At 70.8% G+C, this 14,424-nt stretch carries 10 protein-coding genes; 2 read left to right on the top strand and 8 right to left on the bottom strand.

Going from position 1 to position 14,424, the window contains the following annotated elements; all coding sequences use genetic code 11:
- Positions 1–15: 15 nt before the first annotated feature.
- Positions 16–519, top strand: coding sequence for a DUF1990 family protein (locus tag ACLJOK_RS24345; RefSeq protein ID WP_410820924.1), 504 nt, complete (start codon positions 16–18; stop codon positions 517–519).
- A gap of 22 nt (positions 520–541) precedes the next feature.
- On the opposite strand, the gene ACLJOK_RS24350 is transcribed toward ACLJOK_RS24345, so the two are convergent.
- Positions 542–1,462: a DNA-3-methyladenine glycosylase family protein gene (locus ACLJOK_RS24350; RefSeq protein ID WP_410820925.1), complete on the bottom strand. Its 921-nt coding sequence runs from the start codon at positions 1,460–1,462 to the stop codon at positions 542–544.
- 572 nt (positions 1,463–2,034) lie between these two features.
- On the opposite strand from ACLJOK_RS24350, the gene ACLJOK_RS24355 reads away from it, so the two are divergent.
- The gene (locus tag ACLJOK_RS24355; RefSeq protein ID WP_410820926.1) at positions 2,035–3,801 is read left to right on the top strand and encodes a stealth family protein; all 1,767 of its coding nucleotides are present in this window, start codon (positions 2,035–2,037) and stop codon (positions 3,799–3,801) included.
- A 48-nt stretch (positions 3,802–3,849) separates the two neighbouring features.
- Here the strand turns inward: ACLJOK_RS24355 and ACLJOK_RS24360 are convergent, their stop codons facing one another.
- The 7 genes from ACLJOK_RS24360 to ACLJOK_RS24390 all read right to left on the bottom strand — a co-directional run bounded on the left by ACLJOK_RS24360 (position 3,850) and on the right by ACLJOK_RS24390 (position 14,416).
- A complete protein-coding gene (locus tag ACLJOK_RS24360; protein WP_410820927.1) occupies positions 3,850–6,687 on the bottom strand; it encodes a stealth conserved region 3 domain-containing protein in 2,838 nt (945 codons plus the stop codon).
- Complete coding sequence (locus tag ACLJOK_RS24365; RefSeq protein WP_410820928.1) at positions 6,684–7,670, bottom strand: hypothetical protein; 987 nt, start codon at positions 7,668–7,670, stop codon at positions 6,684–6,686. Before ACLJOK_RS24365 ends, ACLJOK_RS24360 begins: the two co-directional genes overlap by 4 nt.
- Positions 7,667–9,478: a stealth family protein gene (locus ACLJOK_RS24370; protein WP_410820929.1), complete on the bottom strand. Its 1,812-nt coding sequence runs from the start codon at positions 9,476–9,478 to the stop codon at positions 7,667–7,669. Before ACLJOK_RS24370 ends, ACLJOK_RS24365 begins: the two co-directional genes overlap by 4 nt.
- Positions 9,479–9,822: 344 nt before the next feature.
- Positions 9,823–11,883, bottom strand: coding sequence for a DUF6541 family protein (locus ACLJOK_RS24375; RefSeq protein ID WP_410820930.1), 2,061 nt, complete (start codon positions 11,881–11,883; stop codon positions 9,823–9,825).
- 210 nt (positions 11,884–12,093) lie between these two features.
- Positions 12,094–12,741 carry a hypothetical protein gene (locus ACLJOK_RS24380; RefSeq protein ID WP_238678867.1) on the bottom strand — a complete coding sequence of 216 codons (648 nt, stop codon included), beginning with the start codon at positions 12,739–12,741 and terminating at the stop codon, positions 12,094–12,096.
- 203 nt (positions 12,742–12,944) lie between these two features.
- Positions 12,945–13,727 (bottom strand): anti-sigma factor family protein, encoded by a 783-nt coding sequence (locus ACLJOK_RS24385; protein WP_410820931.1) that lies wholly within the window; start codon positions 13,725–13,727, stop codon positions 12,945–12,947.
- Positions 13,724–14,416 carry a sigma-70 family RNA polymerase sigma factor gene (locus ACLJOK_RS24390; protein WP_091400696.1) on the bottom strand — a complete coding sequence of 231 codons (693 nt, stop codon included), beginning with the start codon at positions 14,414–14,416 and terminating at the stop codon, positions 13,724–13,726. Before ACLJOK_RS24390 ends, ACLJOK_RS24385 begins: the two co-directional genes overlap by 4 nt.
- Positions 14,417–14,424 lie beyond the last annotated feature (8 nt).

A 14,424-nucleotide genomic window follows, 5' to 3' on the forward strand; every position in this document is an offset into this window, starting at 1 on the left:
GTCGAGGGGGCAACGGTGGCCGAGCTGACGTACCCGGAGGTGGGGTCGACCCGGCACGGGCCGCTGCCCGGCGGGTACCACCACCTGAGCCACCGGTATCCGTTGCCCGGCGGCTGCTTCGACACCGCCGCCGACGCGGTGTTGAGCTGGCGGCTGCACCGCGCCGCCGGCGTCCGGATCCGGACCGCCGCGCCGCGGGCCACCGCCGGTGTGCTGGTGACCTCCGGCCTCGGGGTCGGCCCGGCCCGCCTCTGGGGGCCGTGTGAGGTGGTCTGGAGCGCGGACTCGCCCACCCTCGCCGGCTTCGGCTACGGCACCCTGCCCGGGCACCCGGAGCGGGGCGAGGAGGCGTTCGAGGTCGTCCGCGACGACACCGGTGCGGTCTGGTTCGAGGTCCGCGCGTTCAGCCTGCCGGACCGCTGGTTCACCCGCGCCGGAGGCCCGGCGGTCCGGGCCGTGCAGCACACGTACGCCTGGTGGCTCGGCCGCACCCTGCGTCGGCTCTGCGCCGGTCGCTGACCGCCGTGGCGCCGGCGAGACTCTAGAACCGGGCGAACGAGCGGATCGGGGCGCGCGGGCCGTACTTCGGTGCCCGGATGCCGGCCGCCTCCAGCAGCAGACACACCCGACCCCGGTGACCTCGGAACGGCTCCAGCAGGGCCATCATCCGGGCGTCGTCGCCCCTCGGTTCGCCAGCGAGCGCCCAGGCCACGGTGTTCGGGATGTGGTAGTCGCCCACGCTGACCGCGTCCGGGTCGCCGTAGGCGATCCGGACCACCTCGGCGGCCGTCCACGGCCCGATGCCGGGGATGGCGGTCAGCCGGCGGGTGGCGTCGGTGGCGTCGGTGCTGCGCTCCAGGCGGTCGGCGAGCGCCGCGGCGCGACGGAGCGTGTCGGCCCGGCGCTGCTCCACCCCGAACGGATGGAACACCCAGTACGGGGTCGCGGCCACAGCGGCTGCCTCGGGCGGCAGGAGCAGCGGCTGCAACGGGCCGGGAGCTGGCTCCCGGAAGTGCCGCACCATCGCCGCGTACGCCCGGTAGGCCTCCTTACCGGTGACCTTCTGCTCGAAGACTGCGCGCAGCAGCCGAGGGAAGACCTCCCCGGTGGCGGGCATCCGGAGCCCCCGGTGCTCCCGGGCCAGCCGGGCGACCAGCGGGTGCGCCGCGGCCAGCTCGGTGAAGCCGGTCAGGTCGTCGCGCAGCCCCGCGATCGCATCGGCGCGGGCGACGACGTGCTCGGCGCCGGGCCCGTACCCCTCCGCGAGCAACTCGCCGCCAGCCGGTCGCAGCGCGAGCGTGGCCGGACCGTCCGGGGTGCGCGTGGCCCACCAGAAGGTGCCGGCCGCCACCCGGGCGCACGGGTCGTACGGGCTGAAGGTGAGCGCGCGGACCGAGGCGGTCAGCCGGTAGCCGACCGGCGGGTGCAGCACCCTGGTCGCGGCGGGCTCCGTGGCGGTCACTCCGCCACTGTGCCAGGCACCGAGGCGGCACGGGTAGCCGGTATACCGGTACACGGCCGGATCCGGCAGCAGCGGGAAGACACCATCGGTCCACCGTTGTGCCGCATTCGCACCAACCGAACGGACAAAATTAATTGGGCGAAATGGTGCAAGACTATTATATGTGACGATTGCTGGTGGGCCGGGGCATCGATCGTGTGGTTGTTTGGTGACCAGTAGGTGAACGGTGCTGCTTCGGGCTCACCTGCGGCGGCTATACCCGTCCGGAACGGGCAGGCCCGGGGTTGGGTGGTGGTCGGTGATCCGCGGCAGTCGCTGCGTGCGCCTCAACCCTGCCCGGCTCGTCGCGCAGCGTCACGGGGAGCTGTGGAGAGGCATGCGGTGATGGCTGCGCGAGTGAACGTCCGTCCAGAACGGCCTCCCGCATGATCGCTTTACGGATCTACCGCGCGCTGCCCCCACCTGTGCGGCGCCGACTGGTCAACCTGCTTCCCGCGCACCGGCGGATGGGGGTCGTTCGTGCCCTCTCCGGGCCGCGCGGGGGCGGCACTGTCCACCCGCTGGGTGCCCGGGTGACGGTTCCTGACGGCGGCGTCCGTACCCGGGCCGAGGTGGTCGCCACGGCCACGCCGTTGGAGCTGTGGCACCGCAACCTGACGGCGGTCACGAGTGCCCTGGAATCGGCCGGCATCGACTACCACTGCCTGCGTAACGATGACTTCCTCCGCAGCTCGGTAGCGGTTCTCGACGACCACCGTGCCGCCGTCAGTCGGCTGGTGCGGTCGGCGCCCGCGCTGGCGGGCGCGCACGTCCGGGTCGTCGAGGTGCTGCCCGGCCGGGATCAGCCGGAGGCGGCGCCGGCAGAGGTGTTCCAGATCTGGTTCCCGATGACCGACGCCCGAGCGGGTGTGGTCCTCGGCGCGCAGTTCGCCTGCGAAGTCGAGTTCTGGACGCGACACGACGACGTGGTCCGCGCCCCCCGGCACAACGCGGTGATCGACGAGGCGCCCGTCGGGGCGGAGCCGGTCCGGGTCGCCGCCGCGCTGCTCAGCCACTTCGTGCCCGAGGCGGACGACCACACGTACCGCACCCGGCGGGATCTCACCGTTCGCGCCCCCGACCGGGTGGGCTTTCCGATCGACGCCGTCTACACCTGGGTGGACGGTTCGGACCCGGAGTGGTTGAAGCGGAAGATGGCAGCACTCGGCACCCCCGATGGTCCGCTGCACGCGATCGCGGCGAACACATCGCGCTACCACAACCGCGACGAGCTGCGGTATTCGATGCGCTCGCTGCACAGCTTCGCGCCGTGGCTGCGCCGGATCTTCCTGATCACCGACAGTCAGTTGCCCAGCTGGCTCGACCCGACGCACCCGATGGTCACCGTCGTGTCGCACGCCGAGCTCTTCGCCGACCTCGGCGGTCAGTCGTCGTTCAACTCCCACGCCATCGAGGCCCGGCTGCATCGCATCGACGGTCTGGCCGAACACTTCCTCTACCTCAACGACGACGTCTTCCTGGGCCGGCCACTGCTGCCGACGCACTTCTTCCACGCCAACGGGATCGCGAAGTTCTTCCTGTCACCGGCGCAGTTCGGGCTGGGTGAGGCGAAGCCGACCGACGCGCCGGTGAAGGCTGCCGGGAAGAACAACCGCCGGCACATCCAGCGGCAGTTCGGCGTCACGATCACCCAGAAGATGAAGCACACGCCGTTCGCACTCCGGCGCAGCATCATGCGCCAGATCGAGGTCACCCTGCAGGCGGACGTGACGGCGACCGCCCAGCACCGTTTCCGCCACCACGGCGACCTCTCGATCCCGTCGTCGCTGCACCAGTACTGGGCGTACCTGACCGCACAGGCGGTCCCCGGGGACATCGAGTACGAGTACGCCGACCTCGGTCATCCCTCGACGCCCGCCCGCCTCACCGAGTTGCTCGCTCGTCGGCACCGTGACGTCTTCTGCCTCAACGACACCGACTCGGACCCGAATGCGTTCCAGGAGCAGGAGAGCATGCTGGCCGACTTCCTGCCGCGCTACCTGCCCTTCCCGGCGCCGTTCGAGCTGCCCGACGAGGTGATCGCCGAACGCCGGAAGTTCGGGGCCACCGACCTGTGGCGACAGGCTCGCGGCGCCGACCGGCGCGGCAGGCAGTTGGACGCGCCGACGACCCCCGCACTCCGGGTCGGCCGGCATGTGGACTCGGCTGTGGTGCACAAACCCCGGGTAGGACCGCGGCTGGACGCGCCGACGCTACCCTCGGGCCGCATCGCCTCCGGCCGGCATGCCGCCCAGCAGGCGGAGGATCGCCGCCCGGGACCGGACCTTCCGCCGCGGTAGACCCGAAGTCGAGGTTCCCGCTGAGCGGGAACCTCGACAGGGCTCCGCTCAGCGGGCCCGGTTGCGGATGCTGCCTCGCTCGAACTGACTGGCCACGGGGAAGTAGCTCTCGAGGAAGGTCATGACGATCCGGCCCTGCTCCGCCGCGTCGAGGTGACCGTGGTGAGTGTCGTTCAGGCAGAACGAGTCGTAGCTCCGGGTCGTCATGATCTGGGTCAGCTGCGGGTGCTCCGACGGCTCGCCGGTGTTGACGTAGCTCATCCGGATGCTGCCCGGCACGGACCGCCCGGTGAGGTAGCCGACGTAGTGGTGCAGCGAGGACGCGACCGAGACGTCCGAGTGGGACCGTAGCTGGGACGAGGCGGTGAGCTTCACGTCATCGGCGAACTGCCGATCCAGGTCGTTGGCGATGCTGCGGGTCATCGCGTACGGCGCGTGTAGCAGGCCATGGGTCAGCGTACGACCGAACGCGCTCCGGATCAGCTGGCGGTTGTTCTTGGCCGCGCTGAAGTTGTAGTCGTCCTCCGCCGCGACGTCGAGCATCGGAATCGGTGTCGGCGACAGGAAGAACTTCGCCAGGCCGGTCGGGTCGAAGAACAGCGTCTGCCGGATCGGGCGGCCCAGGAAGAAGTCGTCGTTGAAATAGATGAAGTGCTCGGCGAGGCCCTCGATGTGGTGCAGTTGCGACTCGATGGCGTGTGAGTTGAACGTCGGCAGGGTGCCGCGTCCACCGAACAGCTCGCGGTGGTCGACGACGGAGACCCGGGGGTGGTCGGTGTCGAGCCAGGCCGGCGTCTGCCCCGCCGTCACCACGTAGATGTTGCGGACCCACGGCGCGTACATGTCGATGGAGCGCAGCGAGTAGCGCAGCTCGTCGCGGTCCCGGAAACGAGCCGATCCGTCCGCCGCGGCGAGTGGCTCCCGCCCCAGCTCCGCGAGGACCCGGTCCTTGGCCGCGCGCCACTGCGGGTCGTCGCCGTCCACCCAGGTGTAGACGACGTCGACCGGGAAGTCCAGATCGGATACGAGTCGGTGGGTGAAGGGCTCGATGGTGGGATGCTCCCGACCCCGCACGGTCAGGGTGGCCGGTGTCATGGCCGCCACCGGGACGCTGGGGCCGAGCAGTGTGGGACGAGTGGCGACCAGCGCCGAGCCGTCCTGGGACGGGGTCCAGAACTCGACGTCACAGCCGAGCGCGGGCCCGTACCGGAGGGTCCGCGACGACGACACCACCGGGCGGAACAGCCGCAGGCCGATGGCCTCGGCGGCCTGACTCTCGCTGGTGAGGCACGCGGCGAGGGTCACGGCCGTGACCTTGGCCCCCGTGGTGAGGGTCTCGGCGTAGAAGGGCGCGGCGGAGAACTCCTCAGCGAAGGCGGCGAAGACCGCGTCGCGATGCTCCGGGGCGACCACCACCCGGTATCGGACGCCGTGGTCGCGCGCCACCCAGTAGGAGATGCCATGGCGCCAAAGGAGATCGGTCACCGCTGTGAAGTTTTCGTGCGCGGCGTCGGCGGGTGTCAGGTTGTCCCGGACGACGCTGAGGCGACCGCCGGAGCGGACCAGCCCCGCGACGGCCTCCTGGATGCGCTCCTCGACGGTCGCCACGTCCAACCCGCTCGTGACATGAGCGGGACGGGGAGCGGCGGGAGCGAAGCCGGCTCCGCCGGTGCGCCCGATCCACGCCGCGAGCCGGTCGGCACGCGCCTGCTCGCCCTCGGCCCGCCCCGCGATCAGGTCCGCGTAGAGCTGCTCCCAGCGGTGCATGATCGGATCGATGCGGTAGTCCTCGGCGGCGCGCAGGGCACTGTCACCGAAGTCCTGCCGCCGCTGATCATCCGCGATGAGCTTCATCATCGCGTCGGCCAGACCGTCGATGTCGCCCGAGCTGACCAGGAAACCATTCGCGCCGTGGGTGATGATCTCGGCCGGACCGGTCTGGATGTCGTACGCCACCGCCGGCACGCCGGCCGCGAACGCCTCCAGCAGCACCAACGGCAGCGCCTCACCGTCGCGCGAGGAGAGCAGCGCGATGCTGGTCTTCGACCACTCCTCGACCATCCGGTTGGTTGGTCCGAGCACCTGCACGTTGTCGCTCAGGCCGAGGTCGGCGGCGAGGCCGCGCATCTCCCCGAGCAGCGGGCCGTCGCCGAAGATCCGCAGCGTCCACTCCGGGTACGTGTCGGCGACCGTGCGGAAGGCGCGGATGGCGTGGTCGATCCGCTTCTCCGGCACCATCCGGCCTGCCACGCTCACCACCGGGTTGCGGAGGGTGGACCGGGGACGGAACCCGTCGGGGATGCTGTTCTGGATGACCTCGATCCGCGGGCAGGACGAGGCGAAGGTGTCGACGAACCAGTCCCGGGTGCGGTCGGTCAGCACCACCAGCGCGTCCAGTCGCGGGGCGAACTGGAACAGCGGCTCGCCGGTTCCGCCCCGCAACTGCGACGGTCGATGCTCCTGGTGCACGGTGACCACGGAGGGCGGCGCCAGTGTGGTGGCCATGGCCATCAGCGCCGGCGAGGAGGAGACGAGCACGTCGGTGTCGAGCGACCGCAGCGCCCGGTCGATCTCCAGGTCGGCCAGGCGGCTGCCCTGCTTCTCCCACCGGGCCGGCATCAACCGGCTCGGGCTGCGGTGCAGCGCCGCGTACGCCTCGTCGTCGACGCTCGTCGGGCGGATCGGCCGCGGGGCCGGGCCGGTCAGGTCGACCAGGTACCGCATTTGTACCCGCTCGTCGGCCTGGAAGAAGCCCTCGTCGCTGGTGCGGTAGACGCTGATCACTTCGACCGTGTGACGTCGCGCGAGGTGGTCGGCCTGCGTGAGGATGGCGCGTTCCGTGCCGCCCATGGCATCGGCGGTCAGCAGGAGGAATGTGATCTTCAACTCGGGGTCCCCGTGAAACGTGTGAAGCGGAGGCAGGCCACCGCCAAATTGCCGGCTGGGGTGTAGTACGGGCGGTAACCAGCGAACTGGTCGCCGTCGAGCGGCAGAACGGCCCGGCTGACGCGGAGGACCGTACGCGGGTCGGTGAGGTCGTGCAGGAACCGGCCGAGCCGGACCATGCGGGTGGCGGAGGTGCGCACCCACGCTTCCCAGATGACCTCCTCGCCCAGTTGGTCCGGCGCCAGGTCGGCGAGGGGCACGACGAACTCGAAGTCGTCGCCGACCGGCGCGATGGGCACGACCACGTCGGTGCCACCGCCTCGCGGCGTGAAGACGATCGCCGGAGCGTCCTGCGCCCGTACGCCGACGAACCGGGCCCGGATCCGGGCCTCGGCGTGGCCGGTCGCGAGCTGGACCACCTCGGCCCTGGCGCGCGCGCCGGTGACGGTGAGCTGTGCGAGCCCGTCGCCGCTGCGCCCTGGTCGGTACGACCAGCCGGACACCGGGTGCGGCGGGTTGCCCACTGTCGGTCCGTCCCGATCCGGGGTCTCCTCGACCGTCAGGGAGAAGCGACGTTCACCCGCCGGGCCGGCGTCCACAGCGAGCCCCATCGACCAGATGCCTTTGTCCAGCGCGATCTCGTCGGTGGAGTCACCGAGACGGGCCACCGCCTCCACGGCGAGCCGACCGGCCTCCCGCCGGACCCTCGCCGGGCAGTGGAGCGTGTCGCCGTCGCGGACGAAGAAAATCACGGCCTGGTCGGTCGGTTCGGTGTCGGCCGGCAGCACCGCGTGTACGTGCAGCGTGCGCCCGTCGAGGACGGCGAAGAAGTCGCACTCGGCCGGCGGCAGCCCAGCCACCGGGTCGTGCCGCAGGCGGGTGACCCGCTCGACGAGCCGGTCGGTGACCAGACCGGCGCGACGGCGGGCACCGTGCATCGCCTGCAGCAGGCGGGGCTGCGCCATCCGGTTGGCCGGGTTCATCGGACCCACTCGGGTTCGTCGGTCGTCCCGTCGACCCCGCCCGCCGTAAGGGGGTGCTCACCGGCGACCGCGGCGGCCTCCGGAAGGTACGTCGCGGCCCGCGCCGTCGCCGTCATCCTCGCCCGCTCCGCCTCGACCTCGGCCGGGAGCTCGAACGGCGCTCGGAATGGGAAGTACGCCGAAAGGAAGTCGGTCAGCATGGCGAGCTGCTCGGAGAGCAGAACCTCGCCGGAGTCGGTGTCGTTCAGGCAGAACACGTCACAGTGCCGCCGGGCCAGCAGGTTGGCCAGCTTCACCGGGGTGGACGGTTCGGCCAGGTCGGCGTACGTGTAGCGGATCGACCCGGGCACCGCCTGACCGGAGAAGAACGACCAGTAGTGCTGCAACGAGGACGGGATCGAGAGATCTTTCGGGTGCCGGAACTGATGCCCGGCGGTACCCACCACCTCGGCCGGCAGATGCCGCTCGATGTCCTCCAGCACGCTTCTGCGCAGCGGGTAGGGGACGTGCCGCATCTTCTGCGTGATGGTGCGTCCGAACCGTTCCTCGATGTGCCGGCGGTTGTTCTTGCCGGCCGCGGTCACCGGTGCGTCGTAGACGGTCGCCGGGCCGACGTCCAACTGGGCCGGCGACGGGAAGAACTTCGCGATGCCGTTGGCGTGGAAGAACGTGGTCGGGAGCAGCGGGCGCCCGAAGAACATGTCGTCGTTGACGTAGATGAAGTGCTCGCTGAGGCCCGGGATGAGGTGCAACCGGGACTCGATGGCGTGCGAGTTGAAGGTCGGCAGCTGGCCGGTGTCACCGAAGATCTCGCGGTGGCGCACCACCCGCACCGTCGGGTGCTCGACGTCCAGCCACGGCGGGACCTGGTCGTCGGTCACCAGGTAGATCTGCCGGACCCACGGCGCGAACGACACCACGGAGCGCAGTGAATACCGCAGCTCGTCGCGGCTGGCGTAGCGGGAGGAGTGTGCGCCGACCAGATTGATCTCGGCCTGCCCGTGCTCGCGCAGGGCCGCGTTCTTCCGGGCCTGCCAGTCGCTGTCGTCACCGTCGACCCAGGTGTAGACGAGGTCGATCGGGAAGGTGATGTGCTCGTGGCCCAGGCCGGCGAACTCGGAACGGGTGCGGTAGGTGGCCGGCCCACCGGCCGGCACGAAGCGGCTGAGCTGGGACGCCGGGATGCGGATCATTTCGCCCGTCTCCGGTACGGCGGTGGCCACCTGGTTGCCGCGCGGCGCTACGAGGTCCGCCTCGGGCTTCTCCTGCGGCGAGACCGTACGCCAGAACTCGACCTCGCAGGCAAAGGCGCTGCCGAGGACTGTGTGACCGAAGGGGTCGGTGACCGCGTGGAAGACCTGTGCGATGGCGTCACGGTGGCTGGCGCCGACCTCACGGCGGGCGGAGTCGACGAATCGCAGGGTGACCCCGTCGGTCGACGTGGCCCGGGCGAGCACCTTGAGCACCTTCACCCGGTGCTTGCGCGGCACGGCGATCGCGCTGCGCAGGTCGTCGGCGTGCCGCACGTGGAAACCGTCGATCCCGGCCTTGTCGAACGCCCGGGTGACCAGGTCCAGGTTGCGCTGCCGGAGGGCCAGCGGCGTCGCCTCCTCGACGACCCGGGCCTGCACCCGGTGGCCGTCGACATCCCGGACCTGACGCACCTCACCGGGCGCGGTCCGGGATCGGCGGGCGGCGGTGACCTGGGTCAACCGACGGACGAGCCAGAGCTGCCGCTGAGGCGGCACGAGCTGGATGAGCTTGTCCCGGTACGCCTTCGGCACCACCCGGTGAGGGCGCAGCATCATGCTCGACCGCCGTTCCGACGCGTACGCGCGTCACTCGCGATCCGGCGGCGCGGGCGGGCCGCGCCACTCCGTTCCGACCGCGGAAGGGCAACGATCACCCTGCGTTCCACGCCTTGCCCCCGTTTCCTGTCGTCGACCGGCGAGCGGTCGGCGTCGTCCCACCGCCTGTGCGGGCATGCCGCATGGGCGGCCGCCTCACCCCGCCGGTCGCGCAGCGGAAAGGTACCAGTGCGATCTCCGCGGGAACACCCTCTCCTCACCTCGTGGTAACTGTCCGTTCGGATTACATCTGGCAAATGGTGCATTTACCATTCACGACGTACCGTCGGTGCCGACGGCGAAACTCACTGCGCGGACGAACAGGCCCGACCCGCATCGGTGACCTGGTAGATCCGCACGTGGCCCTCCCGGTGGACCAGGGTCACCCGTTTGCTGTCGTCGAGCCGCTTCTGCTCGTAGTTCGCCCGCCAGCCCTTGTAGTCGCGGCCGCCCACCACCACGTACTCGATACCGAACCGGCGTACCGTGCAGCCCTGGTTCTTCGGCCCCTTCTGGTTGACCAGCCAGGTGAACGCCCGCCACCGGTCCGTGTAGTTGTCCCGGCCCACCTTCTCCAGCGGCGGTATCCCGAACAGCGTCGGGACGCCGTAGTCGGCGTGAGCCCAGGACATGAACTGCCGGTGCCGGTCGTACGCGACCACCTTGTCCGGCGGCGTGTGCTCGGCCAGCCACTCGAACGTCCGGGTGTACTCCTGCCCGACCGGTGCCCGCTGCACCATCGTCTTTCGCAGCGGACGCCACGTGTCGGGCACCAGGGCGAGCGACGCCAGACTCGCGACCACGACCGAGGCCGCGACCGCGGTGGGGACAGCGGATCCGCGCAGTGTCCCGGCACGGGCGACGAACCGCACGAGCAACCACTGGACTCCCAACCCGATGACTGTCGCGCCCGCCACTGTCAGCACCCCGTACACCGGGAAGATCATCGAACGCGGTCGTTCGGCGTCGCCGTACCAGAGGCCGGCCAGGGCCTGTGCGGCCGACGAGCCTGACGCGACGGTCCAGATCCCCAGGAGCGTGAACAAGACGCCGGCCAGCAGCCACGGGCGGGCCCAGCGCACCTGCGGCAGCACCAGCGACAGGGGAGACGCGAGCAGGCAGGCGATGACGATCCAAACGCCGACCTGAACGGCCAGCCCGTCGAGCTGGGCATTGTTGCCCGGCACCGGGAAGCCCCACAGCACGTAGCGTTGCGGATCGGTGACCCAGTATTCGATCGCCTTGCCCCACTGGCCGAGCAGGTCGGGCGGCTCGGTGATCCGCTCACCGCCGGCGCCCAGGATGACGCCGATCAGGGGCAGGATCGGGACGAGGCCCGCGACGGCCGCCGCGCCGATGCCCGCCCCGCTGCGGCGCCAGGTCAGGGCCCCCGGCACCACCAGGAGGAAACCGAGCGCGAGCACGCCGACGAAGAGGACGTCGTACGAGTGCATCATCACGATGCCGGCGCCCCCGAGGCCGGCCAGCAGGCCGAGCCGTACCGGGTGTGGGCCGCGCAGGGAGAGTGCGAGCAGCAGGGCGACCCCACCGGCCAGACAGGGAGCCGTCTGCTCGTTGACCCGACCGGTGATCAGTGAGGTCCACATCGGGCCCAGGAAGGCCGGAGCGGTGGCGGCGGCGGCCGCGATCACCGGTCCCCCGCGGAGGATCCGGACGGCGGCGTAGATGCCGGCGACCAGGGCGAGCGGCCCGATGACTATCGCCCACGCGGTCATCGTCGTGCTCAGCAACCCGCCGGACAGGTGGGTCGCCTGCGCCCAGGCGACGTTCTCCGCCAGCGGGTAGAACTCGCACGAGGTGACCGTGTCGGTCGAACCCGAACTGCACACCGAGGGAATGTCGACGCTGTTCGTGTCCAGAATGCGCCTCGCCATGTACCCGTGGTTCATCGCGTCCCAGCCGGGAGTGGCGGCGAGTCTCCCCACCATCGCCCAGCCGTACGCCAGGGTCACCACCGACGGCACGGCGACGGCGATCAGGTCGGCGCGGCGCGGCAGGACCGGCCGGATCCGGAAGCGCGACACCTTTGAGCGGCGTTGGTCGCCGTTCGTGTCGTCGTCGGTGCCGCGCTCGGCGGCTGGCTGCTGGTCAGCGGCCTTGCGCCGGTACAGCAGTTGGGAGAACGCGACAGCGGCGCCGGCCACGAGCAGCTCCGCGACGAGCGCCGCCGAGGCGCTGTCGGGCAGCCCGAGCGCGGGCAGCCAGGCCATCGCCAGCGCGATCAGGCCCAGGGTCAGGGCGGGGGCGGCCGCCCAGGCAACCCAGCGGTACCGCCCCGGCGGAAGGGCGAAGCCGAGCAGCGCCCCGGGCACGACGGCCACGAGAAGGGCGATGAGTGTGGTCAAGATTGGTTCCCTCCCATGTCGCCGCGCAGCCGCAGCGGCCGGAAGAGTACCGGAATGAGGGCGGTGGGCGGTGCCCTCCCATTGCCGAATGTTGGCGCTGCCGTTGGGACGGCTGATGCCGCTGAGCCCCGAAGGTCCCTCAGCACGACGGTGGCCGGTCGCGCCCTCCCCGGCGACGACCGACCACCGTGCCCTCGTGGGCGACCAGGCTCAGTACGAGTAGCCCGAGCCGCCAGCGTCGTTCGAGCCGCTGTCCGCCGGCGGTGCGACCGCCTTCGGCGTGCCCTTGGGCAGGCAGCTCAGGTTCTTCTTGCCATCCGGCTGGACCACGAACCAGGTGCCGCCGACAGCCTGGCCCTTCCACTGGCCGGGCTTCTTGTCACCGATGTAGCGGTAGACCGGCCAGCCAGCGATGGTGAGCTGACGGGTGCCGTCCTGCCGGGTCACGCTGCCGACCTTGTCGTCAGAGACGCCGGTGAGCTCCGGGTTGCCGTCGGTCAGTGCCGGGGGCCACACCTCGGCGCACTTGTCGACGCAGTTCGACGACGGCGGGTCGGCGGTGTCCTTGTCGAAGCGGTACAGGATCCAGCCGTCCTGGTCGGTGACCACCTTGCCCATCCGGGCGACACTCTTACCGACCAACTTCTCGGTCAGGTCGACGTCCGCGGGCGGGGCGTCGGCGGCGGGCGCCTCCGGGGAAGCCGAGGCCTCAGGTTCAACCGTCGCGGTGGGCTCGGCCGCGGCGACGGCGACCGGCTCGGCCGCGCTCGAGTTCGCCCCGTCGTAACCCGCGGGAGCGCAGGCCGTTAGTGCGACCATCGCGCTCGCGACGATGACGGTCCGCTTCATCTGTGCCACGTGCCCTCCTCATTCTTGACAGTTCACCCATAGGTACGGCGGGCAGGCTGTCAAGGTTGAAGTAGTAACAGTGGTCAATTTCACGTAAAACGATTGAACCGTTTCCGGCCGCCATGCGTACGCCCCGCGAGGGGCCCCTTCGCGTAACGACAGATCGGCGCCGGCCATTGTGACAATGGCCGGCGCCGATGCGGTAGCCGCGCTTACATGGGTACGGTGACCAGCGGACTCGCCACGCCGTTGGCATCCACCGACTGCACCTGGAGCTGCTTGATGTCCTTCGGCAGAGCCGACGTGGAGGCGCTCAGTTCGAGACCCTGCGGTCGGGTGTTGGTGCCATAACCGCCTTCCGGCACCGACCAGCTCGAGATGACCTCGGTGCTGCCGTTCTTGCGCACCACCACCAGTCGGCAGACGCGTGGGCCGGGCAGCTTCCGCAGGCTGAAATTGATCCGGGTGCCGTAATCCTTCGTCACCAGGAACATGGTGGTCTGCACACCGGTGGTCGGGTCGGTCGCCTCGACCTGGTCACCCTCCACCTCGGTGCCGCCCACACCCGGGCCGCTCGGCGCGGCCGTCGGCACGCTCGTCGGCGGGTCGTTGGGTGCGCTCGGCGTCGACTCGGCGAGCACACCCGGCGGCTGCTCGTTGCCGGTCACGCTGACGAAGCCGTACCCGGTCAGACCGCCGAAGACCACCACCGCGGCGGCCGTCGCGAGCAGGTGACGAAACCGGGTACGCCGCCGGTCCGCCCGGACCGCGCCGAGCGTCCGGTCCAGCAGGGCCGGGTCGGTCGCCGTCTGCTCCAGCGCCATCATCGTCTCGCCGTCGATGTCGGAGAGCAGCCCGACCACCGGCACCATCGTCTCCAACTCGGCCGCACACGCCCAGCAGGTGGCGAGATGCTCCTCGAACCGCTCAGTGTCCTGCTCGTCGAGCACACCGAGCGCGTACGCCGCGACGTCCATGTGGTCCGGCCGGCTCATTCTGTCACCCCCCGCTCCTGCAGAGCCGTGCGCAGCGCGCGCAGCGCGTAGTAGACCCTCGACTTGGCGGTGCCGAGCGGCAGGCCCAACTCCTCGGCGGCCTCCGGCACCGTCCGCCCCCGGAAGTACGTCGAGATCAGAATCTCCCGGTGCGACTGACTGAGCGTACGCAGCGCGTCCGCCACCGTCATGGTCCGCAGCACCCGGTCGGTGCTGTCCGCCTCGGCGAACGCGGTGAGGTCCCGGTCGTACGTCTCCGGCGGCCGGGCCTCCTGGCTGCGGTGCTCGTCGATGGCGATGCGACGGGCCACAGTGACCAACCACGGCCGCAGCGAACCCTGCCCCTGGGTGCCGAGGCGGTGCGCGTTGCGCCAGGCCCGCAACAGCGTCTCCTGGACGATGTCCTCCGCGCGCTGCCGGTCCCCCCCGGTGAGGCGCATGACGAACATCAGCAACGGGCCGGCGTGCTCGGCATAGAGCTGACGGATCAACTGGTCGGAGTGGCTGGCCTCGGTTGTCGTCGCCTGATGGCGCCCGGGCGCCGGTCGCGGCGTCACCGGACCATTCTGGCGAGGCGTCGCCCGCGCGTCGACCCCCCGGGCAGACGAGGTTGACCGTGACGAGGGTCGCGCCGACAACCAGTCAGCGCGTACCGCGTCGCCATGCCAACCGGCCGCCACCGCGTGCATGCAGACCT

It is taken from the genome of Micromonospora sp. 050-3 (assembly GCF_046549335.1).
GTDB lineage: Bacteria > Actinomycetota > Actinomycetes > Mycobacteriales > Micromonosporaceae > Micromonospora > Micromonospora trifolii.